Origin of the sequence: Mesorhizobium loti R88b, from assembly GCF_013170845.1 — a bacterium.
GTDB classification, from domain to species: domain Bacteria; phylum Pseudomonadota; class Alphaproteobacteria; order Rhizobiales; family Rhizobiaceae; genus Mesorhizobium; species Mesorhizobium loti_B.
Genome location: NZ_CP033367.1, coordinates 6,609,923 through 6,634,272 on the forward strand (window position 1 = coordinate 6,609,923; position 24,350 = coordinate 6,634,272).

Annotated in this window: 16 protein-coding genes and 1 pseudogene; 1 reads left to right on the top strand and 16 read right to left on the bottom strand. The window is 61.1% G+C overall.

All coding sequences use genetic code 11. From position 1 onward, the window contains the following. Window positions 1-8: 8 nt before the first annotated feature. From EB235_RS32060 to EB235_RS32085, 6 genes are all read right to left on the bottom strand, one after another. On the bottom strand, window positions 9-896 hold the full coding sequence (locus EB235_RS32060) for a type IV secretion system protein (RefSeq protein WP_027033432.1): 888 nt from the start codon (window positions 894-896) through the stop codon (window positions 9-11). Between the two features lie 57 nt (window positions 897-953). Further along, on the bottom strand, window positions 954-1,628 hold the full coding sequence (locus EB235_RS32065) for a type IV secretion system protein VirB5 (protein ID WP_027033431.1): 675 nt from the start codon (window positions 1,626-1,628) through the stop codon (window positions 954-956). 13 nt (window positions 1,629-1,641) lie between these two features. Continuing rightward, window positions 1,642-4,011, bottom strand: coding sequence for a VirB4 family type IV secretion/conjugal transfer ATPase (locus EB235_RS32070; RefSeq protein WP_027033430.1), 2,370 nt, complete (start codon window positions 4,009-4,011; stop codon window positions 1,642-1,644). After that, a complete protein-coding gene (locus tag EB235_RS32075; RefSeq protein WP_006329140.1) occupies window positions 4,011-4,337 on the bottom strand; it encodes a type IV secretion system protein VirB3 in 327 nt (108 codons plus the stop codon). The genes EB235_RS32070 and EB235_RS32075 overlap by 1 nt, the downstream gene beginning before the upstream one ends. Next, window positions 4,337-4,642: a pilin major subunit VirB2 gene (gene virB2 / locus EB235_RS32080; protein WP_244441097.1), complete on the bottom strand. Its 306-nt coding sequence runs from the start codon at window positions 4,640-4,642 to the stop codon at window positions 4,337-4,339. Before virB2 ends, EB235_RS32075 begins: the two co-directional genes overlap by 1 nt. Before the next feature lie 74 nt (window positions 4,643-4,716). Next, window positions 4,717-5,499: a type IV secretion system lytic transglycosylase VirB1 gene (locus tag EB235_RS32085; protein WP_027033429.1), complete on the bottom strand. Its 783-nt coding sequence runs from the start codon at window positions 5,497-5,499 to the stop codon at window positions 4,717-4,719. A 1,304-nt stretch (window positions 5,500-6,803) separates the two neighbouring features. Between EB235_RS32085 and EB235_RS32090 the strand changes: the two genes are divergently transcribed. Continuing rightward, the gene (locus EB235_RS32090) at window positions 6,804-7,529 is read left to right on the top strand and encodes a response regulator (RefSeq protein ID WP_027033428.1); all 726 of its coding nucleotides are present in this window, start codon (window positions 6,804-6,806) and stop codon (window positions 7,527-7,529) included. Between the two features lie 89 nt (window positions 7,530-7,618). Here the strand turns inward: EB235_RS32090 and EB235_RS34935 are convergent. From EB235_RS34935 to EB235_RS32140, 10 genes and pseudogenes are all read right to left on the bottom strand, one after another. Beyond that, window positions 7,619-8,081: pseudogene (locus EB235_RS34935) on the bottom strand (IS66 family transposase); the annotation flags it as partial. Between the two features lie 121 nt (window positions 8,082-8,202). Beyond that, window positions 8,203-13,599: a Ulp1 family isopeptidase gene (locus EB235_RS32100; protein WP_027033427.1), complete on the bottom strand. Its 5,397-nt coding sequence runs from the start codon at window positions 13,597-13,599 to the stop codon at window positions 8,203-8,205. A 12-nt stretch (window positions 13,600-13,611) separates the two neighbouring features. Further along, complete coding sequence (gene virD4, locus EB235_RS32105; RefSeq protein WP_027033426.1) at window positions 13,612-15,357, bottom strand: type IV secretion system ATPase VirD4; 1,746 nt, start codon at window positions 15,355-15,357, stop codon at window positions 13,612-13,614. A 244-nt stretch (window positions 15,358-15,601) separates the two neighbouring features. Next, window positions 15,602-16,465 carry a hypothetical protein gene (locus tag EB235_RS32110; protein WP_027033425.1) on the bottom strand — a complete coding sequence of 288 codons (864 nt, stop codon included), beginning with the start codon at window positions 16,463-16,465 and terminating at the stop codon, window positions 15,602-15,604. A 305-nt stretch (window positions 16,466-16,770) separates the two neighbouring features. Further along, complete coding sequence (locus tag EB235_RS32115) at window positions 16,771-16,983, bottom strand: cold-shock protein (protein ID WP_027033424.1); 213 nt, start codon at window positions 16,981-16,983, stop codon at window positions 16,771-16,773. Between the two features lie 359 nt (window positions 16,984-17,342). After that, window positions 17,343-18,995 carry an MFS transporter gene (locus EB235_RS32120; protein WP_027033423.1) on the bottom strand — a complete coding sequence of 551 codons (1,653 nt, stop codon included), beginning with the start codon at window positions 18,993-18,995 and terminating at the stop codon, window positions 17,343-17,345. A 406-nt stretch (window positions 18,996-19,401) separates the two neighbouring features. Further along, window positions 19,402-20,457, bottom strand: coding sequence for a type 2 isopentenyl-diphosphate Delta-isomerase (gene fni, locus EB235_RS32125; RefSeq protein ID WP_027033422.1), 1,056 nt, complete (start codon window positions 20,455-20,457; stop codon window positions 19,402-19,404). A gap of 84 nt (window positions 20,458-20,541) precedes the next feature. Then, entirely contained in the window at window positions 20,542-21,444 is a 903-nt protein-coding gene (locus tag EB235_RS32130; protein ID WP_027033421.1) for a terpene synthase family protein, read from the bottom strand. Then, the gene (locus tag EB235_RS32135) at window positions 21,441-22,991 is read right to left on the bottom strand and encodes a hypothetical protein (protein ID WP_027033420.1); all 1,551 of its coding nucleotides are present in this window, start codon (window positions 22,989-22,991) and stop codon (window positions 21,441-21,443) included. Before EB235_RS32135 ends, EB235_RS32130 begins: the two co-directional genes overlap by 4 nt. 310 nt (window positions 22,992-23,301) lie before the next feature. Beyond that, the gene (locus EB235_RS32140; protein WP_027033419.1) at window positions 23,302-24,267 is read right to left on the bottom strand and encodes a polyprenyl synthetase family protein; all 966 of its coding nucleotides are present in this window, start codon (window positions 24,265-24,267) and stop codon (window positions 23,302-23,304) included. Window positions 24,268-24,350 lie beyond the last annotated feature (83 nt).

Here is a 24,350-nt window from a genome sequence, read left to right on the forward strand (position 1 = left end):
TCGATTGATTAACCACCTGCCGTTTTGGCAATGCGGCGATTGAGGCTGCTAAGAGATTGGTTCGCACCTGCCCAAGAACCGCCTGCTATGCTGCTGGCGATCGTCGGAAGCGCGACGATCAAAGCGTCACCAGCTAGGAAAAGCATATCGAGCTCGTAAAGCCCGATGATCTTGGCTGCTGTCGTACCCTTGTATTTGATCACCGCAAGCATGACTCCCAGCGCGACTGATTCTGCCGCGATAACTATCGTTGCAACGATGTTGAGGAGGACAAGCAGCAGCCCGTATGAGAGCAGTTGGCCGATCCATCTGGTAGCCATGTCTCGAGTGTGATCAAAAAGATAGCCTACAAGAACGAGGGGGCCGATCGCCAGGAGCACCTTCGTCAGAATTCCAACGGCATCATAGATCTCGAACGCTGTCCAGAGCGAGCCGTACAAAATCCATTGCGCTCCCTGGAAGGCAAGTATGTCCTGCTGATTCATTGGCCCAATTTCGGAAGCAATCCGCTGAAAGGCACTCTGACTTGAAGCGAACATTACGTCGAGCTTCTGGGGGATACCGATGAAGGGCAAGGTGCTTCCGCTGATCTGGTGGGCAAGCTTTGGAATCGTGTCGTCGAAGACCGATTCAATGTACAGCTGATAGTTGGCCTGCCCTAAGATGAGGGCGACGACAATCGATACCGTGACTACGCGCGAGATACCTCCGCGCGCGTCGACTTGACCGCGCATGACCAGAAAGCCTTGGATTATGATCCAGAGCGTGACGCACGCAACCAGAGGCGCACTGACCGCCTCTTGGACGTTTCCAATCACTTTGTGCAGCCCCGCCGTAAAGGCCACATGAAAGATCGCGTGTATGGCCGTGAATGGCGCAGGAATTCTGAAAACCATTGCGTGAACCTTATTTGCCCCTGATCAGCGCAGATGAGCCAGATGAACTAAGCGTCGCTACTCAAACATTCTGGCGGTGTCCTGGCGTTCGCGACGCTGCATCGCGGCCTCCTCTGCGGCGTGAAGGCTCGCTTGTGCAGTGGCCATCGTCAGCAGACTCGTGGCCTGGACATTTTGGATAATCGCATCATGAATCTGCTTGAGGACCAGACCGTTGGTGACGGTGGCCTGCACAATATTTCCCGAGCGGGAAAGCTGACCAAGCGTGTTGTCGTTGGCCTTAAGGCGCTTGTCCATTACGCCCAGAGTGTCGGACGCAAGAGCTGCGGCATTGATGGCACCAGCGATTTGTCCCTGTAACAGTTTCGCTTCTGAATCCGTGCCGTCGACTTTCCGGTTTGGGTTGTCCGCAATTGCACGCGCTTTAATCGAAGTTGGCGCCTGACCCTCAAACATCTGCCTCTCAAGCTGATAGCCCGACGGGTAGTGATTTCCTTGGTTCAGTGAACTTAGCAGCCCCGTGACACCGAATGACGACTTTAGTATCTCCACCATTTCCATCGTGGAAGCGAGCGTCTGGGCTGACTTTATCAGGATCTGCGCAGTGGAAACCGCTGTTAAGCCCGCTTGTGTTACTACCGCCGGGTCGATGACGACAAATTGCGACCGGGCCTGTCCGCTAAACAGAAAGGAAGCGGCAAGCGTCGTTGCTGCAAGCGTGGGAAATCTCATGAATATTCCTCCGTTAGTCTTGAATTTCGTTGTAACGAGCCATGAACTTGTCGAGCCACGCACTTGGGGCATCTCCGTGCTGGTCACGAAGCTGGTCGACAAAGCGCACGGTGTTGGCCCGTCCCGAGAGTACGGCTACATACTCGCGCATCTGGCCAAGATCGAATTCGCAAACAACACTCCCGCTCTCGCGCTTGAGCAAAAACTTGCGGCTGCCAATTGCCATTCCCTGGCGGATTGCTTCGAACTCCTGCGTGGTGCACTTCAAGCCATCGACATACGCGGCCCGGTCGGCCGTCGGTGATGGGTAGAAGATCTTGGTCATGCATTGTGCAACGAGACTGGCTCCGAGGGGCGATTCAAGCACGTGTTCAGGCTGCTGCGTTGCGAGTATCAACATGCCGTTGTTCTTGCGCACGGTGAGCAGGAACTTGTCGATAACAGCCGAGAACTGCGGGTTGAGCAGATAGAACCGAAATTCGTCGCAGCTCATGACGAACCGACGGCCATCGACAACAGCGCCCACGCGGTGCAGAAGATATGCGGCGGCCGGCGCACAGACCTCCTCAAATTCCAGGAGCTGCGTCATGTCGAAGCCGGTAATGGAGGCATCCAGCCTGACTTCGTCCTCATCGCCGTCAAAGGCCCATCCAAGCGCATTCCCTCTACACCACCGCTGCAGCCGTGCTCCCGCGCCCTCCGAGGGGCTGTGCAGCAGGAATTCGCGCAGGCCCGCAAGTGAGCGCATGGCGGGTTCGAACGAAAGTTGACGAAGAATGCCACGTTCCAGTCGACGGCTTTCTTCCGGCGAGATCGGACCACGGCCGTCACTCTCGATGAGGGCCATCAGCCATTCGCGCAGAAAATCCAACGAGGCGGAGGTGTTGTCCAGTCCGCGCAGAGGGGCCAAGCCGCTCGGAGCGCCTCTGCGCAACGCAAGGTATGTCCCTCCCGTGGCTCGCACCAGCAGTTCACCACCCCGGTCTTTATCGAAAAAGACGATGGCGCCATTGCGATCGACCACGCTTTGCTCAAGCATCGCGAGGATAAAGGTCATCAGCGTCGTCTTGCCTTTGCCGACGGGTCCGAATATCGCCGTCATGCCGACGTCATTCTCATGGGGGATGTAGTCGAAAGACGTTCCACCGTTTGTGCGAAAGCGCGCAACAGCTTTGCCCCAGTGGCCGGAGCTGGAACCGCTGGGGAAGTTCTCAAATGAGACAAGCCCGGCAAAATTGTACGAGGTGATCGCCCCGGGGCGCGTGCGCCACCTGTTGTTCCCCGGGAGTTGGGACCAGTACGCGGCCTCCATGCCGATACCCTCTTGGACGATAACGGCGCCTGTGTCGGCCAGCCTTGCGCGCGCATTTGCTGCGCGATCGGCAAGGCTATTGAGGCTGTCGCCATAGACGCACAGGCTCAGATGATGCGAACCCATGACGAACTCGTTGCTTGCCAGTGCGTCCTCTGCCTCGGCAAGTTCATTGATCTGGGTGAGAGCCTTGTCGCCGGCGCTCGTCATCTGGCTGGATTTAAGGCTAAGCTTCGCATGAGCTTGTGGCCGAGTGAGGAAGGAAAAGCTCTGGCTCAGGACAAGCGGGAAGTTGGCGGACAGTAAGGGATTTAGCATGCCTGGCCGCGTCGTCGCCGGATATTCACGGAACGAAAACAATGATCCCACGGAGCTATCCCCGGGTCTTCGAATCTCAAGCGCCCGCTTCCCGCAGATGACCCGATCAGTGTAGATCGAGGCGCCAAGCGAGCCGGTAACCATCGGAACCGGAAGAAACCGGCAAGTCATTATCAGCCGAAGCGCCTCACCAATTTCCGTGAAGAGCACGTTGCCTTTCTCGCGAATACCCAACCGGCGCAGACCGTAACCGCCGAGTGAGCCAGCAATGATCTGCCAGAGGTCCTCCAGGCTTCGCAGTTGTGTGGCCAGATCGTTGTCATTCCGTCTGGGGGATTTGGCAATGCGCCAGCCGATCTTACCGATTGCGGTGCGGGGGGACACGACGATAGTGAGGAAGTGATCGTTGCGAAAGAGCTTGCCCGACAGCACATGTCGCTCATAGGCCTCGCTCAGACTGCCAGCAAATGCACTTTGAAACTGGCGCGATGCCGGCTCCGGCACATCGTTGTTGCGCACAAGATGAGCGTATAGCGTGACATTGTCATCCGCGATGTTGCGCAAGAGAGTGTTGAACGCGCGGCAGCGCGAATTGCGCATCTCTGCGTCTTCCAAATCAAAGGGCAGGCCGTTCACGTGTGCCATGGCCATGATCGATCCGTCTTCCAGCAGGACAACCTGATCGCTGAGATGACCGACATACGGAAGATAGATCTCGCCAGATCTCTCGGTCCGGCCACTGGCGCCAAACATTACACCATTCCTCTTCCGCGTTTCGGCACTCTGATCGGATTGACGCTGACGCTCGCGCCACCCCAGACCGGCCCGTCCACGCTTCTGCCGGCCGTCTGCAAATAGAGGAGCGCGACGCTTGCGGCGTTATAGTCACGCTCAACCACCAGCCGTGCCCCGAACCAGAGTGGCACGAGCACGATTTCATAAAGTGGGTTTTGAAGGACAATGATGACGAGACCAGCCAACATCATCAGCAATCCGGCCAGCGTCAGCGGCACCCCCAGAAACAGTGCGGGACGTGTCGCCGCCACATAGAGGGTGCTCACTTCCAACCGGTCGCTCATCAGCCACCGCCTATGAGCGCCTTGCCCAGGAAGCTTGCGCCGAACATGATGACGATCCCTCCAACGACACCCGCAACCAAGCCAAGTGAAGCACGACCGAACATCCAAGAGATGCCGATGGCCACGAGTCCGAGCACGGCCAGTGATTGTCCGAAGGGGCCAAGTATGAAGGTGCAGATATTCTGGACCATCTTGGCGGGATCCGTCCCTCCGGTCACCTGAGCCGAGGCTGGCCCGATGGAGAAGACCGTCCACGCGGCGCCTGCAGCAGCGGCCGGTACATATTCAGCCGTCGTGCGCAGCATGGAAAAAGGCGAAGGAACACGCGTTTTAAGCGCACGAAGTATTTTGAATGGCTTCATCATTGTATCTCCATGGTTCAATCGAATACGAGTTTGTTCGGGTTCGAGGGTTCCCGCTCTTCCGCAGCCTGGCTGCCTGTCGGACCGGAGGGATCGGCCCCGGAGCGGTTTGACTCATACGAGCCCCAGATGTCCCAAGAATTTTGGTTGGGCTGCTTTCCATTGGCCTGTTGGCTCTGTTGGAGCAGAGGCGGCACGGCTTTCCGACCGGATGCCTCAAGGTGTGGCGCATCTGGGGCGGTCGGCTCCAGCGTTCGCTCGAGATGACTCGTGATGTCCTTTGCGGCCGACTCGACCTTGCGTACATAACCGTTGGTGAAGCCACGCGTGACGTCGCCCGTGTTGTAGGCCGAGATGGCACGGCGAAGCGCCAGTTGCTGCGCCGGAGCAGTCGTGCCGCCGGCATACCGGCTTTCAAGCAAGTGGGCGGCGGCCGATAGCGAGGCGCAGGGCTCGAAAGCCTTTTCCGGCGTGAGATTGAGGAAGGAAAAGTTCTTGCTGTTTATCTGCATCAATCCGACATCGACGGAATGTTGTGCTTCGAGGCGGTTCTTGATGCCCCGCGTCGCTTCCAGGTGGTCTGTCCAGCGAAGCTGCTCACCTGTGGTGTTGTCATGAGCCACCAGCGTTTCAAAGCCACTTTCAATTTTGGCAATCGCGGCGAGCGTGGACGGCGCAACCCAGGGAGCGCATTTGCGCGACAGGCGGTGGAATTCACGGGGCGAAAGTGGCGCGGGCTCGGCTGGGAATGACATGGATGTCAACAGGGCGATGGCCAGCGGCCAAGCTGCAATAAACATTCCTATCCCCTACCTTTCCAAGCGTCCGGACCGGTTCTGGCCCTGTCCGGCACGCGCTTATCGGGCAGGTTTGTTACTGCGTGATGTTCAAGTTCAGCTTTTCGGTTTCAACTGAAGCAAAGAGCTTGTTCATATCCGGGTGCATGGGCACCTTGCGCATGCGCGGGTTGCGCGGGCGCGATCAGCCGGCACATCTCGACCATCGTGGTGGATCATTCCTGCGCGGGATTGCCCGCCCCGGCCGTCCGTTGCTCCTGCAGCGTCAACCGCGACTTAGCATGGGCGGTGATGGAATCTTGTGTCAGCGCCTGGCCGAAGGACAAAATGGGGAGCTTGGCGGCTTCGTCTCAGGCTGCGGAAGCTGGGGTCGATCGAACGCGAGAACCGACTAGGGCGCCGAGCTGCCCAATGTTGCGGCATGCTGCCGTTGTTGCAAGAGACGGCCATGCGCCCTGCATACTCAGGCATTGGTTGAAACCGCGAGTTCGTCCGCGAAGCTCGTCGGAGGCGCAAATACGCGGGGACGAGGGTCAACTGGGAAGACGTGGCGGCGCAGCCGGCCTGGTGCGAGACCTGGTTCAGCTGTTCGGCCGCGCCGCGAACTGGTGGTCACGCACAATCCCATCGGCAGAAACCGCAGGCGGATTGACGCAGTCCGACAGCGCTCTCGACAAGTACAGTGACAGGCTCAAAAGGAAAGTATTGCACCAACTGAGAAATGTTAGCTCGCAAGGTAACCGTAACCGTAATCGGACCTGCCGATCGCCGGGAACAGGATTGGCGCCGCCGGCCACTGCCCAATGACCTGCCTTGGGCAGGAGACATAGCGTTGGCACAAGGCCACTATAGCGAATCACGGTCGTTCTTCGGCCAACCGCCTTTGCGATCAATCAAACGCCGCGCTGCTCCACCGCGTCCGAGCCGCACGCACGAGCGGGAGGATTTCGAGGTGATCCAGGTCCGCAAGCGCCAGAAACGCGAAGAAGATGCAAGGACATGGCAAGCGATCGGGCGTCCGTGCCGTCGTAATCAAGTGGTGTTGGCAGGCCTGCACCAACGGCGGAGCTCGCGAATAAGCGAAGGACCACACGGCAGGGTCATACCGGCGCTTGGAGATGTGTGGTGGCCACCGGCTGCCTGGATGCGGTCAATTCGCTGTGGATGAAAAGACCAGGCCGAGCAACGGCCTCACATTGGCCGCACGCACCGGCGAGTGGTAGCAAGGGGCAGCTGTTCTGCGTGGTGCCCCAAGGGTTGCTCGGCAACAGCTTTAGACAAGGGGATTCAAGATTGAAGGTGAGCCGTTGAAACATGTTCTTGTCATTGACGATGATGCCGCAATGCGACGCCTCATCTCCCAGTATCTCATGATGCATGCCTTGAAGGTGACCGCAGTCAACGATAGCAAGCAGTTTAACTACGTTCTATCGCATGAGCCAGTCGATCTCGTGGTTGTTGACCTCAACCTAGGCCGGGAGGATGGGCTTGCCATCGTCCGCAACCTGGCGACAAAATCGGATTTACCCATCATAGTGATCAGCGGCGACCGGCTTGATGAGGCGGAAAAAGTCGTTGCGCTGGAGCTCGGCGCAACCGATTTCATCCCCAAGCCTTTCGGGCTGCGCGAGTTCTTGGCCCGCATTCGAGTAGGGCTACGCCAGCGCATTTCCAGTCCGCGAACGAAAGATCATCGCTCATTTCGGTTCGGAGCCTGGAAGCTCAGCGTCAAGCAGCGGCGACTGATCTGTGCGGAGCGTGGCGAAGTCAAGCTTACCGCATGTGAGTTCAACCTGCTGATCGCGTTCCTGGAGAACCCCCGCAATGTCCTATCCAGAGAACGGCTTTTGCTCGCGAGCCGTGTGCGTGGAGAAGAGGTCTACGATCGAAGTATCGATGTCCTAATCTTGCGCTTGCGCCGAAAGCTGGAGGCTGATGCGGCCAATCCAAGGCTAGTCAAGACATGCCGTGGTGCAGGGTATTTCTTCAACGCTGACGTAGACGTTAGCTACGGAGGCACCTTGGCCGCCTGACAGGAGCTATTCTGGAGATTGGCTGACGAGGCTGATGAAGCGTGGCGGTGTTTTCTGGCGGCCTTTAGCTCGGCGCCTGGATGTCGGACCCAAGGCAGCATCTCGTCGATCTGGCTGGGATGGCTGTTGACGATCCTGGTGGTGAGGACGTCGGCGAGATAACCGAGTGACTCGACACCATTGAGCCTGCAGCTTTCGATCAGCGACGCAATGACCGCCCAGTGTTCGGCACCGCCGTTCGAGCCGGCGAAGAGCGCGTACTTGCGGACAGATTGAGCGCTCGACGGTGTTGTTGTCGATCTCGGTGCGACCGTCGTCAACGAAGCGCGAGAGGCCTTCGCAGCGTGAGAGCATGTAGCGGATTGCCCCGGCGACCTTGGTCTTCTGACCGATCAGGCCGAGCTTTCACGCAGCCAAGGTTCAAGATGGCGACAATAGCGCGGCTATTGTCCCGACGCGTCGCACGGCGTTCATCGGCCGATCGGCCGCGGATATCGTCCTCGATCTTATTGAGGTGGGCGATCGTCTCAGCGCCTCGCTGGCGATCGGCGAGTTCCAGGCCTACATCGCCTTCCAACAGTGCCAGTCCGATCAATTACGGCGAGAGCTACCGGTCCGGAGATCGCATCAGCCTCTCCGTCGCCAAAAGAGCTGTTCTGCTTAGCCGTCGAGCTCAACGCCCAGCGTCGGAGCGCTCTCTGCTCCTGAAGGAAGCCATGAGGTCCGCTCGGGCTTGATCGGAGGCTTGGCCGACGGACGTTGTGTTTGCGTCGCTCGGCTGCCGCCCGATGGCGAGGCTTTGCGAATTGTCAGTCCTTTGCCTTTTCGCTGGTCTCAACGGCGCTGTGTAACGTTCAGTGTTGATGATGACGCCCCCGCTGTTCACGCGGTTGCTCCTGTGCAGTGTACTCGTCAGCTTGTCCTCGGCCTCGCGCGTCTGGCCCAAGTGCCGTTCCAACGGCGCTGGCGCGACCTGTCTGGCTTGCTGCTCTTGCAAGGCGGCGTGTTGCACCTGCGACCCGGCTGCTGCCAAAGCTTCGGCGGGGCTTGCGGCAAGCTCGTGCGGCAAGCGCCCCTCTCTCAGTCGGTTTTGCAGCGCCTGCCGATCGGCGACGAGGTAGTTGAGGTGCAGCGGCAGCTGCTGGTCTGGCCGCTCTTCGTTCGCCAATCGACGAACCAGCTCGCGCGTGCCGTCCACCACGAAGACGCCGCAGTCAACAGCGTTTTTCTGCTGCGCCATGTCGGGTGTTACCAGGGTCGCGTCCAGTCTTGTAGCGAGCTTTCGTGCAGGCGCGTCGTTGTATCGCTGTTCATTTTGCTGGATGGAGTCGTAGTGATAGGCGACCGCTCTTTCCGGATCGCGGCGATCTACGAGGAGCAGCGACCAATGGGTGCCGCGGTCAATACCCACCCCATCGTTCACTGGCACGAACAGGAAGTCGGATGGGCCGGCGTTTCGATCATAAATCGACTGCAATGTGCCTCGCGCGTCTTGCTGCTCCATGTGGCGCAGCAGATGGGAGACCGACGGATCGACCAGCCGCGTCCGGGCGGCGAGCGCTGGATCGGCCTGCTGCAGCTGCTGCTCGAGGAATTCGTAATCCCTCTGGATATGTTCGTCGCCCAACAGTTCGGTGGCCCCGAGCACCGCCCCCCGGGGGAGATTGGACAAGCCTGACGGAAGGGCTTCGATGTGTGCATCGGAGGAGGTGGTCAGATCGACCAACGGAACCCCGAGATGGGTGTCTGAGAGCCTGGCGGTCGCTGGCAAGGCGGGTCCCGGAGCCCTTGCCGGTACTGCTGCCGCTCCAGCTTCCCTTATCGCTCCGCGATGGAGGAGCCAAACGTCATTGCCCTCCTCTGGCCTCCGGGCGGTGTAGCCGTGGCCTTTAATCTCGTAGTTCCATTCCGGCTTGTCCGCGTCCGGCAAGAGGCCATAATGGTACAAGGAAGAGAGCATCGCCTCTGGGACGCGTTGAGTCCCATGGGAGAAGCCTTTGGGCACGGCGAATGAGACGTTTATGGAGTTCTCGATGGCAGCGGGGGGTGCCTCAGACCTTGCAAAGGGCGCGGCCTCCGCATGCAGGCTTCCAATGTGTTCGGACCCTGGGCCTTGAACGGGTACCCCTGCCAATGGCAATTCACCCAACTGCTGCATGGGGGGCTGCATCGGCACGCGGCCGCCTTCGCTCGGCGGCTGCTGAATGGCGATGCTTTGCGGATTATCAGTCCCCTGCCTCTCCGCCGGCCGCAACGGCGCCGTCGAATGTTCATTGTTGATGATGAACCGCTCGGGTGGCAGGAGGTTGCCCTGGTCAAGCGCATCCGGCCAGGGCCGGTGTTGGCTGACAGCTAACGCTGGCGGGGCGGCGGCCTCAACTCCGGCGTGCCCAGAGCCGGCTGCTGCCAAAGCGTCCGCCACGATCCTGTCTGACGCAGGCTTCGCATCGCGAACCCGTTCAAGCGCCAAGCGGAGATAATCGTTGCCTGGAAACAACACCTCGGCGAATTCGATCCGCGAATCATGATCCAGCCCAGAGATCGTCTGGCCCCGCCTCTCAAGCGCCTCAGAAAATCTGCGAAGACTACGACCATAGGCAACACGGGTGCTTGGGGCCAAGCTGCTGTCACTGGTCACTTGTTCCAAGACATGCGCATCTGCCTTTGAAGGCACCGTCACTCGCCACCGGCCAGTCGCTGAATAGCCCGGCTCATGATACGCACGCAGGACGTTCAACGCCGGCCTTATATCCTTTATGTCAGTGTCTTTCGGAAAGAAGGTATCGAGGTGATCGACCAGGGATTGGTGATTTTTTAGATCAGTCGCTTGGCCACGAGCGCCGAGATCATTCGCCAATCGGCGAAGCGCATTCGAGTATATTCGCAGCGTCGGCGCGCTATGGTGTTGCTGAGCCTCAGCATGGGCGATCGCCTTATCAATCACGTCCCGGTGTTCGTCGGACAAGTGGGGATAGCGGTTAGCCGGGGCACCAACAGTCACTGAATAGCCCGGCTCATGATAGACACGCAGGACGTTCAACGCCCTCTTCATATCATCGTTTTTCGGAAAGAAAGCATCGAGGTGATCGACCAGGGATTGGTGATTTTTTAGATCAGTCGCTTGGCCACGAGCGCCGAGATCATTTGCCAATCGGCGAAGTGCATACCTGTATTTTAGGACCGTGCTCTCGCTATATTTTTGCTGAGCCGCAGCGTGGGCGATCGCCTTATCGATAAGGTCCCGGTGTTCGTCGGACAAATGGGGATAGCCGGTGGCACGGGCGCCACTCGCGACAGGTTCGGCTCGGCGCGGCTCGGCCACGTGCTGCTCAAAACCCGCTTGCCGCGATTGGCCAGCATCTGGCAAGAGGCCAGGGCGGTCCAAGGAAGAGAGCATCGCGTCTGGGACGCGTTGGGTCCCATGGGAGAAGCCTTGGGGGACGGCGAACGAAACGTTTATGGAGTCCTCGATCGCAGCCGGGGGCGCCTCGGACCTTGCTGAGGGCGCGGCCCCCGCATGCAGCCTTCCGATGTGTTCGGACCTTGTCCCTTGAACCGGTACCCCTTGCAATGGCAATTCACCCAATTGCTGCATGGGGGGCTGCATCGGCATGCGGCCGCCTGAATTGCCGATTTCGCTCGGCTGCTGCTGAATGGCGACGGCTGGCGGCCTATCCACGGCCCTCTGCCTCTTCGCTGGCCGGAACAGCGCTGTGGAATGTTCGTTGTTGAGGATGCCCCCCTGGGGTGGCAGGTGGTTGCGATGGTCAAGCGCATCCGGCGAGGGCCGGATCTGCTGTTGGCTGGCAGCCAAGACTGGCGGAGCGGGGGCCTGAACTCCGGCGTGCCCAGATGTTGCGAAAGCGTCCGACACGCTTCTATTGGGGTCCTCCGGTCCAGCACGCATCCCTGGGTTGTTGAGCGAAGGCGAGGTGGCTTGATCACCCTGCCGCTGCTCAAGCACTTCGCGGAGCCCCTGTTCCAGTCGCAGAAGCTCCTCTGCATTGGTTGGCGGCTGGTGAGCTCGATCATCGACCAGCGGCCGGAGCGCCTCGGGAACCTGCGCGCTGAAAGAAGACGAGGTGGCTTGATCATCCTGCCGCTGCTGAAGCACTTCGCGGAACTCTTGTTCCAGTCGCAGAAGCTCCTCTGGATTGGTTGGCGGCTTGTGAGCTCGATTATCGAACAGCGGCCGCAAGGCCTCGGGAACCTCCGCATTGTGAACCCGCTGCAGCGCCAAGCGGAGTTTCTTGTTGCCTGGAAACAACGCCTCGGCGAGTTCGGTCCGCGACTTGTGATCCAGCCCAGAGATCGTCTGGCCCCGACTCTCAAGCTCCTCAGAAAATCTGCGAAGAAGTCGACCATAGACGACACGGGTGCTTAAGGCCAACTCGCTGTCACTGCTTAATTTTTCCAAGATACGCGCATCTGGCTTTGAAGGCACCGCCGCTGGCCACCAGCCAGTCGCTGCGTAGCCCGGATCATGATACGCACGTAGGACGTTCAACGCCGTTTTAATGCTCTGGTCATTCGGAAAGAAAGTATCGAGGTGATCGACCAGGGATTGGTGATTTTTTAGATCAGTCGCTTGGCCACGAGCGCCGAGATCATTCGCCAATCGGCGAAGCGCATTCGAGTATATTCGCAGCGTGTCCGCGCTCTGGTTTTGCTGAGCCGCAGCGCGGTCAATCGCCTTATCAATAACATCCCGGTGTTCGGCGGACAGATGGGGATAGCTGGCAGCAGGGCCGCCAGCAGTCGCTGAATAGCCCGGCTCATGATAGGCACGCAGGGCCTTCAACGCGCTCTTCATATCAACGTCTTTCGGAAAGAAAGCACCGACGTGATCGACCAGGGATTTGTGATTTCTTAGATCGGTCGCTTGGCCACGAGCGCTGAGATCATTCGCCAACCGGCGAAGTGCAAACGTGTATTTTCGGGCCGTGGTCTCGTTATATTTTTCCTGGGAGTGGGCGATCGCTCTATCAATAAGGTCCCGGTGTTCGCCGGACAGATGGTGATAGCGGGAAGCACGGGCGCCACTCGCAACGGGGTCGGCTCGGCGCGGCTCGGCCACGTGCTGCTCAAAGACCGCTTGCCGCGCTTGGCCAGCATCCGGCAAGGGGCCAGGGCGGTCCAAGGAAGAGAGCATCGCGTCTGGGACGCGTTGAGTCCCATGGGAGAAGCCTTGGGGGACGGCGATAGAAACGTTTATGAAGTCCTCGATCGCAGCCGGGGGCGCCTCGGACCTTGCTGAGGGCGCGGCTCCCGCATGCAGCCTTCCGATGTGTTCGGACCCTGTCCCTTGAACCGGTACCCCTTGCAATGGCAATTCACCCAATTGCCGCATGGGGGGCTGCATCGGCATGCGGCCGCCTGAATTGCCGATTTCGCTCGGCTGCTGCTGAATGGCGACGGCTTGCGGCCTATCCACGGCCCTCTGCCTCTTCGCCGGCGGGAACAGCGCTGTGGAATGTTCGTTGTTGATGATGCCCCCCTGGGGTGGCAGGTGGTTGCCTTGGTCAAGCGCATCCGGCGAGGGCCGGATCTGCTGTTGGCTGGCAGCCAAGACTGGCGGAGCGGGGGCCTGAACTCCGGCGTGCCCAGATGTTGCGAAAGCGTCCGACACGCCTCTGTTGGGGTCCTCCGGTCCAGCATGCATCCCTGGGTTGCTGAGCGAAGACGAGGCGGCTTGATCATCCTGCCGCTGCTGAAGCACTTCGCGGAACCCCTGTTCCAGTCGCAGAAGCTCCTCTGCATTGGTTGGCGGCTGGTGAGCTCGATCATCGAACAGCGGCCGGAGCGCCTCGGGAACCTCAGCGCTGAAAGAAGATGAGGCGGCTTGCTCATCCTGCCATTGCTGAAGCACTTCGCGGAACCCCTGGTCCAGTCGCTGAAGCTCCTCTGGATTGGTTGGCGACTCGTCAGCTTGATCGAACAGCCTCCGGGCCTCGGCAAGGTGCTGCTCAACGCCCACTTGCCTGGCCTGGACCGCTTGATCCTCTTCCAGGCCGGCGTCCTGCACCTGCGGCAAAGCTGTTACACGGGATGGATTTTTTCGCTGGTCCACATTAGCCTCGCATCAAACTGTATCGTCAAAGTCTTGCGCCAATCCACGCAGCGGCTCATCGAGTCGAGATTCTGCGGAGAATCCCTCCTCTGCTTCCGTCAAGGGTGCCGGCTCCGGGAGGGCGCCTGTCTGGCTTTCAAAGATGCGTTTCAGAATGCGGTCCGAAAAATATCGCACCTTCCTCAGTTGCAATGGCGGCAGACCTTTGATGAGAACAATCTCGTACTCGTCATTGAGCAGCCGAACCTGTTCGGGACGCAGCAGCGGCGCACCTTGAAACGAATTCTGAATGTTCCGGTCGAACGCTCGCGACTGGCTGTAGGAAATCGATTTGGCTTCAAACGTGTATTCACCGATGGCTTTGGAAATGTAGTTCGGAGTCTCGTCATCGGCCGTGGCCATGAACACTTGCAGTCCGGTATTGCTGAGAAAATTCTGCTTACCAGCCTCTCCATAAGCCCCCGTTAGTGCCGAAAGGCTTTGGATGATGAGCATGAAACGCCCCTTGTAGCCCGCGATAGTCGTAATTGCGGTCTCGATCGCCTCCAGCTTCCCCAAGTGCTTGAATTCATCGAGCAGAAAGAGAACCTCGTGCTTTTCGTCCTGGCGGGGCAGCGACCGCTGTAGAATTGAAACGATTTGCTGAAAAAATAAGCGTATCAAAGGCGCGATCACCTCAAGGTCGTTCGGACCAACGCAAAGATAGATGCACGTTCTGCGACGGCGAAGATCATAGACCGAAAAGTCCGAGCGACTTGTAGCTGCCTTGACAGCCGGATCCGCCCACAAGTTGAGCCCACCATCGCCGAGCACGGACGTGTAGGAGGTTAGGATTTTCGTGTCGTTCCCCGCCATGTCGTCGAAGATGCGTTGTGCCTCTTTGTTCCGGGTCTCCATGGCGAGCTGCGCGAAGAGCTTGAACTTCTCCCCCGGCTGAGCGAACAGATCATAGACGGCGCCGATTGTTGGCGTGCCCCGCTCGATGCAGGCAAGGATCCCCGCGACAAAGATATCTCGCGCGCCGGCGACGAAACCTTCCGCCCCCTCCCCCTTGGCCGTAATCAGGTTCGCGGCCAAGCGGCGGGCTTCGGTGAATTGCTGCTGTGGATGCAGTGCTATGAGATCCAACAGTGGATTGTAGCAGTTTGTGCGCCGCTCTGAATCCAGTGGCGCGAATTTGAACACTTCGTGGCCTGCGGCTTTACGCGCCCTCGATGTGAGCTCAAAGAGCTCCCCCTTGACGTCCAGAGCTATCACAGAGCCTTTAAATGTAAGTAGCGTTGGAATGACTATGCCGACACCCTTGCCAGCGCGGGTCGGCGCAACAATGAGGCTGTGAGGCTGCTCGCCATTGGTCAGGTAATAGCCAGGCCAGAAAGGACCACTCGTCTTCCCGAAGACCGGCCCTGTCACGCCACGGTATCGTCGCAGATATCCCGTGCGTCGCATTTCATCCACTCGAGCCCAACGAGCCGTCCCGTGATGTTCGAGCTTGCGGCGCAATACGACCTGCTGAATCAGCAAGACAACCGCGGACGTCGAGAGCACGATAGCCGCGCCCTGATAGAAAACGGGGGTTGCGAAACCCAAATAGAAGGGCGTCTCAAACCAAAAGGCACGGACATCAAACGCCATCAGAGCCTCGCCGCTACCCCCGTGGCGGAAGGTTGCGTACAGACTTGCCGCACAGAACCCCAAGGCGAGTGAGCACGCGATGCTAATGGCTATGTTGGGGGACGTCGTTTTTGTAGAAGACATTGTTCCGTGGCCGAATTAGCGGTGCTGATGCTGCGCTTGCTTCAGACACCGAACCGAGGTCGCGCGATGCCGACGCTCGACAGATCGATGCCGCAGCGGGTAGTGCGATGCTTGCATCGCGCCCCCCGGCAGACGTGGATTTTGAAAGTTTCACGAAGCAGGTACGTCGACGGCCAGCGAATTGGAAACAGCAAGGCCGTGAACGGAATTCATGAGAGGAAGCGTTACTGCCATGGCCGAGACCTCAACGGCCGGTGCGATCTCTGCTTCTCCTAGCCTCCATTAGATCCTCTCGGGCGTGATTGTAGGAGTGGCTTATGTCCCGGCCGACTTGACCACCCCGCTGCAGCTGTTCGTGGGAGGTTTGCGGGCCAACTGTATCACGGACTGCAGCCCCAATACCTGCTATGTGGGCGTCCAGATCCGCACTGCGTTCCTCTGCTGCATGCCGCGGAGGAGGCATCTGCGGCAAGATGTCTTGCATGCCGGGAATTGAGTGAGCTTGGGCCTGTTGATTTGGATCTAACTGGTGATACATCGCGTACATAGCATTGGATGCTGTCGACCTGACGTGGCCATCCGGATCGGTAGCCAATTCAGCGGCCTGATCAAAAATGCGTGCTTTATTTTCAGCGTTAAACTTGCTGAAGTTTTGCGCAGCGTAAAGCGCTCCGATAGCTTGCGAAGGCGGGTCCATGTTGCCAATGCGATTAACAATACTATTTTGTGTCTCTGGCCGAAGGTAATGAGACACATTACTGACTGCTCTGAATTGCTCCAATGCTACTTCATCCGGGGTGTGTCCCAACCCGGCAGTCAATTTATCCCCCAGATCGACGGCTGATCGTCCAAGCTGATTGGTCCGCGTTTCAAACTTCGCGAGGTCAGTTTCTGGCTCGGTTCGAGTGCCCCGAACGGCTATGCGCTCTCGCCTCCCGAGTTCTTTGAAGGTCCCAAGATTTCGCGCTGTATCGCGCGGGTTAGCGCTTACCAGCCGTTCTGCAACATCGGTCAATGGTCCGTATGGAAGGTCACGGAGGGTACTGCGATTCCCCACGTCTTGGGATGAACTTGCAGCTGCGCGTGCCCGTTTGTTATCGCGATCCATTGCTCGGCCTCCAAAGTCGTTAAGTTACCCAATCAGGGTACCACCGACGCTTGACCTGCTAAACCGATATGAGGTTACAGTTGTAGTCTGGCAGAAACTTCTCCCAACTCTGGGATACGCCGAGAGCCGTAACCGGGGCAGATTTCCGGGCGGAAGGGTTTGCGGCGAGAGCGTTCGTGATTCACCGTTTGCGTGACGCATCAGGATCGTCTCGTATAAGAGAGTCCGTCGCGATACGCCCCGCGAATGACGATGGTACCTTCGGCTTGACTTATCCTTCGCGCTCTGCGGGTCCGACGAGAAAATCAGCCTACCTTGCTGAGACTACCTGCGGAGGACTTGCCGCTACGGCGGTCCTGCTCGATCTCGTACTTGATCTTCTGCCCATCAACGAGGTTTGAAAGTCCAGCCCGTTCTACAGCTGAAATATGGACGAAAACGTCCTGACCGTCGTCATCGGGCTGGATGAAGCCAAAACCTTTGGTGCTGTTGAACCACTTCACTGTTCCGGTCGCCATATCTGTGTATTCCTCTGTGGCCATGCGAACCAGACGGGCCGTGAAGCCGATCCTGTTCATATTTCGTAGAGTTAAACCCAGCAAAAACGAAAATTACAAGCCCACCTCGGGGTTGCGGCGCGAAAAGCCATTGCTCTGTTTGGGAACGCACCGAACAGGTGCCGGTGAGCTTGAGCGCAACGCGCTGCAAGACGCTCGAGTGCCGAGGAATCTCTCCGACAAGGATACGTCTGAGCCGCCCAGTATGCCGGCTCGGCAACCACCCGAATGGATCGAAGCCGATCTGCAAAACGGATGGCGAGAGCGTTGGCTCGTTTCCAACCCATCCTGTCTCACCAGCGCGGACGCCTGGACGGATGTCAACGCCGGAAAAAGAACCGCATCGATTGGTCCCGCTTGCGGCCAGCTCCAGTCGGCCGCTCGATCGCAAGCGTGGTTCGAGGAGGAAGCTCTCCCAGGTGCAATGCGAGGAGACGCTGGTCCAACTCCTTGTCGGCTGCCGTAAGGCGGTGGTTCAGGCGAAGGTAGTCCATCCAGGTCGGGGTGCGGAAGGTTTCTGTCCAACGCGAAGGCTGCTGGAGGTCGCGCTGGAGATTCCAGTGTCGCGCACCAACGCCGCTTTGTACTCGCCGCCGTTCCCGCATCTGCTCCAGGAACGCTTCGACATTTGCTTCGGGTATTGAATATTCGATCTTGGCGACGATCGGCCCGCTTCGGGGCTTCAAATCCAGGGCAACCTGAGGCGTTTCGAAGCCAAGAGGAGCCTGATCGGAATCTTTCCATTGACGGATGGGCAGCAGGAAGCCGGTGCCAGCGACCAGCAGCAGCGCGCCACCTGAAAGCTCCAGAGCCGAGCTCAGCGAATAGCTCTCGGCCACCGTACCCCACAGCCAGCTGCCAGCCGCGATGCCGCCGGATGAAAGGGCATAATAGATCGAGAGCGTGCGACCAACGACCCACCTTGGACTCGCCAACTGGACGCTTACGTCCAGCCCGGTCCAGGTCACGACCCAGCCCGCGCCGCCGAGCGCCAGCGCGATAGCCGCCACCGCCACCGAGGGGGTGAAAGCAAGCGATAGACAACAAGCCGCACAGGCGATGCACGACAGTGTCGTCAAACGTTCCTGGGACAGCCTCCGTCTCAGAATGTTGTTGCAGATGCCGGCGAACAAGGCGCCGGTCCCGAAGCCGGCCATCAGGATGCCGTAAACGACTGGCCCTCCCCCCAGCTGATCGCGGGCGACGAGAGGCAAGAGCGCTAGTATGGAGATGCTCGTCAGCCCAAAAAGGGCACCGCGGGCAATTGCTGCCTTGATTTCGGATGACAGGGCAGTGAAGCGCGCTCCGTCATGGATCGCCGTGGTCAATGGTTCACTCGGAAGCGGTGACGAGCGAACATGCCATTTGCAGCGCCCTATGGTCCACAGCAGCATCAGATATGTAAGCGTCGCCACTGCGAAAGCCGTCAAAGGGCCAAAGGAAGCAACGACGACGCCACCGAGAGCCGGACCGATGCTTCGGACGGCGTTATATCCGACCGAGATAAGCGTGACGGCGGCCGGAACATCGCGCTTTCGCAGGATATCGCCAACCGACGCGTGCCAGGCGGGGTCGGTGAAAGCGGCGCCTACTCCGGCCAAACAGCTGAATGCAAGAACCATCCATGGATTGAAAATTCCGAGACCTGCAAGAACAGTCAGCATCGTCGAGGACAATGCTATCACGCACCAGCCAGCGAACATGAGATTGCGGCGGCTGTAATTGTCCGCTAGGGCGCCGGCGATAATTGACAGGAGGAATGTGGGCAAGGTTGTCGAAGCCTGCACCAAGGCGACCATCACATCCGATGTCGAAATGGTCGCCATCAGCCAACTGATGGCAACCATTTGAATCAGCCACCCTAGACTGGATACCTGTGTGGCAATCCAGATCGGACGGAAAGTTGAATTCTCGAGCGGCGCGAACGTTGCCGATGACACCGGATTAACTTCTTCACGCGCCACCCCGCTCATTGGGCCGAGCCTCCCTTCGCTGCCAGTTGTATGAGATTTCTCCCCGCCCACGTGCCCATGGAGGAATGGCAGGATCAGGGCATTTTATCCGCGCAACGCAAGTTATTTTTGCCTGGCCGATGCTGTGGCAGAACCGAATGCTTCCGGTGGAGCTATCGTTCCGCTATGCGGGACGAGACCGGTTCGATCCTGTCGCTCTCGATCCCCGACCACGTTACAAGAATCGTCAGTTTGACGTTCCTTGGCGTCTCCAACCAAGCCACGTCCTGGGCATCGACTTCCCTTCTGGTGATCACGAGCTCCCGCGCATTGAACCGCCTCGCCAAGGTGGATCAGTAGTCTATCTTTGGCGTAGGTATTCAGCAGCCTGCTAGGCGCCCGCCGCCACGTGCGGGCGACGCCGGCATCAACCGGCGGGCAGATGCGCCGAGGGCAACAACCGCGCCTGACGCAACGCCGCCAGATCAGCCGAGCCGGTGCAGAAGCAGGCAACGGCCAACTGGCGGATGACGATCTCGAAATGCGCGACAACCGCCTCGGTGGACACCGTCGCCGCGCGCAGCACGCCGGCCGCCTGCCCGGCGATGTCCGCGCCCAGGCGGATGGCCTTGGCCACGTCGACGCCGTCGCGGATCCCGCCCGACGCGATCAGCTTCACAGTTGGCAGCGCCCGACGTACCGCCTGCACGCTGGCCGGGGTCGGAATCCCCCAGTCGGCGAACGCCATCGCCACTGCACGGTCGGCGGCATCGCGGGCGCGCTCGCCCTCCACCGCGGCCCAACTGGTGCCGCCGGCGCCGGCGACATCGATGACCGCCACGCCCGCCTTGACGAGCGCGCAGGCCACCGAGGCGGACAGACCCGACCCCACTTCCTTGGCCACAATCGGCACGTCCACGCTGCTCGCGGCGCGAGCGATCTGCGCCAGGACGCCGCGCCAGTCGCGGTCGCCCTCCGGCTGTACCGCTTCCTGCAGCGCATTGAGATGGACGATGAGTCCATCGGCCTCCAGCGCATCCACCGCCCGGCGCGCCAGGTCCAGGCCGTCGGCCTCGCGCAGTTGCGCGGCGCCGATATTAGCCAGCAAGGGAATGTCTGGGGCCATGCGGCGCAGCGCGCGCGTCAGCCCCTGGGAGTTGCGGGATTGCAGGCTCACGCGCTGCGAACCGACGCACATGGCGATCCCCAAGGCTTGTGCTGCCTCGCTCAGATGCCGGTTGATGGCCTCGGCGCGTGGCACGCCGCCGGTCATGGAGCTGATCAGCAGCGGCGCGCGCATGGTCTTGCCCAGCAGCGAGGCGCGCAGGTCGATCTGCGTCAGGTCCAACTCGGGCAATGCGCAGTGTTCGAAACGGATGTACTCCCAGCCGGCGGCGACCGTGGCCGGCGCCGTTCGCCGATCCAGCACGATGTCCAGATGGTCGTCCTTGCGCCGGCTCGGGATGTTGTCGCTATCGCTCATGCTCGCTCCATCCGTCGCATCGGGGGACGGCGTTGCATCGGATCGGACCGACGGCAGCGCGCGCACGCAGCCGCATCCCGCCGTTCAGGCGGGCGCACGCTGGCCTCCCCCCGCAGCGTCGCTGCGGTAGCGGCTGGTCGAGGTCTGGTAGTACTGCGCGCGGATGGCCGCCATGGCCTCGATCAACGCTCCCCACGGCGCTGGAAAGCGTTCTTCCGCCATCACCCGGTGCAGCATGCGCGTATGGCCGGCCAACTCGTCGTTGAGGAACTCCACCACAGGCATAGCCGGATAGCGCTGCCGCAGCAGGATCGCCGCGTTGTCGGCCTCGCCCGCCGACCTGTCCTTGTCGCGTCCATGCAGATCGTTCTGCAGGCGCCCTATCGCGGAGATGAGCCGCAGGACCTGGCGAAACGCCGGACGCGCGCGCAAGGTCGCCATGTCCAGCCCCCACAGCAACGACAGGCAACAGAACACGTTCGTGTAGGCGATCGAATCGATGCCGTTGTGCAGGTACTCGGCGTAGGACCAGCGTTCCGCCCCTACCGCCTGCGCGTGTCCGGCGCGCAGCGCCGCGCAGTAGCACCGAGTGTCGTCGAGCAGCCGAGCATAGTCGCGACGATCGTAGGCGAGCGCGGCCAGCGAAGCGCGCAGCACAGCGCAGCCCTCGAATCCGGGGAGCGCGCACGGCACGCCCTGCCCCAGCGCCTGCTCCACCGCGGCGAGCTCCTCCGGCGCGATCAGGCCAAGGTCGTTGCAATCGTCGAGCCAGAACAGCAGCGCCAGTTCGCGATAGAACGCCACGATCAGCGTTTCGGCCTGCGGATCGCGGCCAGTGCGGGCGCAGGTGTCGCGCAGGCTCGGGTGGATGCGCTGCAGGATGTACTGGCCGCCCCTGACCGCTTCCACGGCATGCTCGTCGGCGAACCCTGTCAGGGAACGCCCCCACTCCAGCACCTGCTGCAGCGCGCGTTCGGTCTGGATCATGACGCCGCTCCTGCTCCCTCGGCCAGGACGCGCCGCCCCCAACGAAGCGCCAGCCACAACCCGGCGAGTTCGGCCACGCGGACGACCCGGGTGGGGCAATACAGTTCCTTGCCGATCCACAGCGCCGTCTGCGGCAATGCATGCGCCACATGGCGAGCGAGCATCCACTCCAGCGCACGCGCCACCGCCTGCGCGATGCGCCGGCGCCCTGTCGGCTCTTCGCTCCCGTCCATGACGTGCAACGCGAACAGCGCATAGGCGGTTTCCTCAAATGAGGACGCGCGACCGGCGCCCCAGCCGCCGTCATCGCGCTGCGCCTGCAGCAGCGCCGCCAGCGCGCGCTCGTCGCGCCACTGGGGCTTGCCTTGCGCCAGCGCAGCGACCGCATGCGCGGTGGGATACAGCCACGAAACGTGCCATTTTTCGTTGTCCCATAGACCGTGCGGGTTGCGATTGGCCTCGACGTAGTAGCTGGTGCCGGCGGCGGGCTTTCCCAACAGTCGCAACGCATGCAGGGCATGGATGTTGGTCGACACCGAGGCATTGCGCTCGCCGGGGAAGGTGACGAATAGCTCGCCGATTTCGAAATCGCGCAGCGCATCGACCGGCGGGTCGCGACCTGCAAGGCGCAGGACGCACAACGCAACGGAGGTGTCGTCGGCATCGGCTGCGAAGTGCAAGGCCGGGCCCAGACCGCGCACGCCCATGCGGGCGTCGAGCTGCGCGACGATCACGCGCACGGCATCGGCGAACGCGGGATGCGCGAACAGCCCGGCCAGATGCAGGGTGTACAGCGACCAGCATGGCTCGAACACATTGATCGGCCAGACGTTGGGAACGACACCTTCGATGCCGCTGCGCGTCGCCCGCGATGCCGCCTGCAGATACGCGTCGGTGCGCCCGACCTGCGGCGTGCTCCCATGTGTTACGGCGTGCGCACGCCACGCGGCGGTGGCCGCCGGACTGATGCCAATGCTGCCGTCGTCGTCGGGGCATGCGGTGGTCGGCGACGTTCCCCAGGCTTCCCAGGAGTGCAGCAACGGATGGCCGCTCGGCAACGTCGCCACCGCCCCCAACTTGACAAGGCACGCCTGCCGCAACGGCAACAGCGCCGGGTGGCGCGGAAACCCCACGCCGCCCAGCAAGGATGCGGCCTCGCCGCACAACTGCGGCAGGATCAGCTCCGCGCCGATCGGCGCGTCCTCCGGCACCGAATGCGCGTAGGGATCGGGCTGGCGCTCGAGGAACCGGGTTGCAGCCTGGACTGCGTCGGCCGCGCCGGGAAGAGGATCGGCACGCTGCAATGTCAGCAACGCCGCCCAGGTGGGCGCATGGCGGAACAGCGGGAAGTCCGCGCTTCCCCATCCGCCATCGGCCTGTTGTTGCGCGATGAGCCACGCGTATGCGTCCTGCCGACCGGTGACGTTGCCGTGGAACTGCAGAGCTCGCGCCGTGTCGTAGACGGACGGACCGACGCTGCCGCCGTCGCTCATCTCGATCAGCAGGTGGCGCAATTCGGAAAGGATCTGTTCGGACAGCGCGTTCACGCGGTATGTTCCTTCTGCAGACAGTTGACGGGAACCTGGATCGGGCAGACGCCGCGCACGTCGCCGCAGGCCCGTCGCGGCCCGGCGCACGGGCAGCGCCGGACGGCCGCCCTGCTCCGGCGCGGCGACGCGCCCCATGCTGGGGCCGGTCCGCCGCATAGGCTTGCGCGCAGCGCGCCGCGTGAGCCGCGGCCGTGCTGGGCAACCGCTGCGATCGCCGCCGCCGACTTGGACACAGTGCAGCATGCACCGCTCACGCCGGCCGATCGATCGCAGCGGCACAGGGGCGACTCCATGCGGACGGGCGCGCTCATGCGCATGGCGCGTGCTTGAACAGATACGCGTTGGCCCGCTGCAGCATCTGCGCCAACCGTTCCGCACGCGTTCCCAGCGGGGCGATGGCCTCCCCGGCGTCGCGCAACAGATCCAGCGCCAACTGGCGCGCTGCCTGCAGCCCCATGATCGACGCACAGGTCGGCTTCTGCGCCGCCGCGTCCTTGCCGGGGGTCTTGCCCAACGTCGCGGTATCCGCTGTCGCGTCGAGAATGTCGTCGACCACCTGTAACGCCAGGCCGAAACAGGCGGAGTAGCGATCGAGCGCACAGTACAGCGCAGCGTGGGCGGCATCCTCCGCGATGGCGCATAGCGCGCCCATGCGAACGGACGCGCGCACTAGTGCTCCGCTCTTCATCCGGTGCATCGCCACGATCCTGTCCAGCTCGACGTGCTTTCCTACCAGCGACAGATCCATGGCCTGCCCGCCTGCGGCACCCTCGGCGGACACCGCCTGCGCCAGTTCGCGCACGAGCGCGATACGGTTGTCGCCCGGCGCATCCAGGCTCGCCAGGGTCAGGAAGGCGTGCGCCTGCAGCGCATCGCCGACCAGGATCGCAGTGGCTTCGCCGAACTTGACGTGCACGGTCGGAAGGCCGCGGCGAAGCACGTCATCGTCCATTGCGGGCAGGTCGTCGTGGACCAGGGTACAGGCGTGCATCATCTCGATGGCGGCGCCGACATCGTCGAGCATGGGCGCCGGCGTGTCGGCCAGTGCGCCGGTAGCCAGACAGAGCAAGGCGCGAGTGCGCTTTCCGCCATGCAAGGTGGCGTAGCGCATCGCCGCCATCAGCTCGGTCTCACCGTCGTCTTCGGCGCAGAGAAGACGCGCCAGCGCCTGTTCGACCCGCCTTGCGCCGTCCTGCATCCAGATCTCCGGCGGCAGCCTGCCGGATGCGCCACGCGCCTGCGCGTCGTCGTGTAGCGTGGAATCGGTCTGCATGTCGTTCATGTCCTTGTACCTGGCACGGCCACGGCGAGCGTCCGAGCCGCCGCGGTGTTGGCGGCGTCGCACCGAGCGCGCGC

What these genes read in the sequence shown, in the direction of transcription:
- EB235_RS32110 (WP_027033425.1), bottom strand. Translation starts at nt 16,465, where the DNA reads ATGGATCGCGATAACAAACGGGCACGCGCAGCTGCAAGTTCATCCCAA.
- EB235_RS32115 (WP_027033424.1), bottom strand. Translation starts at nt 16,983, where the DNA reads ATGGCGACCGGAACAGTGAAGTGGTTCAACAGCACCAAAGGTTTTGGC.
- fni (WP_027033422.1), bottom strand. Translation starts at nt 20,457, where the DNA reads ATGAGCGATAGCGACAACATCCCGAGCCGGCGCAAGGACGACCATCTG.
- EB235_RS32085 (WP_027033429.1), bottom strand. Translation starts at nt 5,499, where the DNA reads ATGTTTATTGCAGCTTGGCCGCTGGCCATCGCCCTGTTGACATCCATG.
- EB235_RS32130 (WP_027033421.1), bottom strand. Translation starts at nt 21,444, where the DNA reads ATGATCCAGACCGAACGCGCGCTGCAGCAGGTGCTGGAGTGGGGGCGT.
- EB235_RS32070 (WP_027033430.1), bottom strand. Translation starts at nt 4,011, where the DNA reads ATGTTTGGCGCCAGTGGCCGGACCGAGAGATCTGGCGAGATCTATCTT.
- EB235_RS32060 (WP_027033432.1), bottom strand. Translation starts at nt 896, where the DNA reads ATGGTTTTCAGAATTCCTGCGCCATTCACGGCCATACACGCGATCTTT.
- EB235_RS32140 (WP_027033419.1), bottom strand. Translation starts at nt 24,267, where the DNA reads ATGCAGACCGATTCCACGCTACACGACGACGCGCAGGCGCGTGGCGCA.
- EB235_RS32120 (WP_027033423.1), bottom strand. Translation starts at nt 18,995, where the DNA reads ATGAGCGGGGTGGCGCGTGAAGAAGTTAATCCGGTGTCATCGGCAACG.
- virD4 (WP_027033426.1), bottom strand. Translation starts at nt 15,357, where the DNA reads ATGTCTTCTACAAAAACGACGTCCCCCAACATAGCCATTAGCATCGCG.
- EB235_RS32065 (WP_027033431.1), bottom strand. Translation starts at nt 1,628, where the DNA reads ATGAGATTTCCCACGCTTGCAGCAACGACGCTTGCCGCTTCCTTTCTG.
- EB235_RS32075 (WP_006329140.1), bottom strand. Translation starts at nt 4,337, where the DNA reads ATGAGCGACCGGTTGGAAGTGAGCACCCTCTATGTGGCGGCGACACGT.
- virB2 (WP_244441097.1), bottom strand. Translation starts at nt 4,642, where the DNA reads ATGCTGCGCACGACGGCTGAATATGTACCGGCCGCTGCTGCAGGCGCC.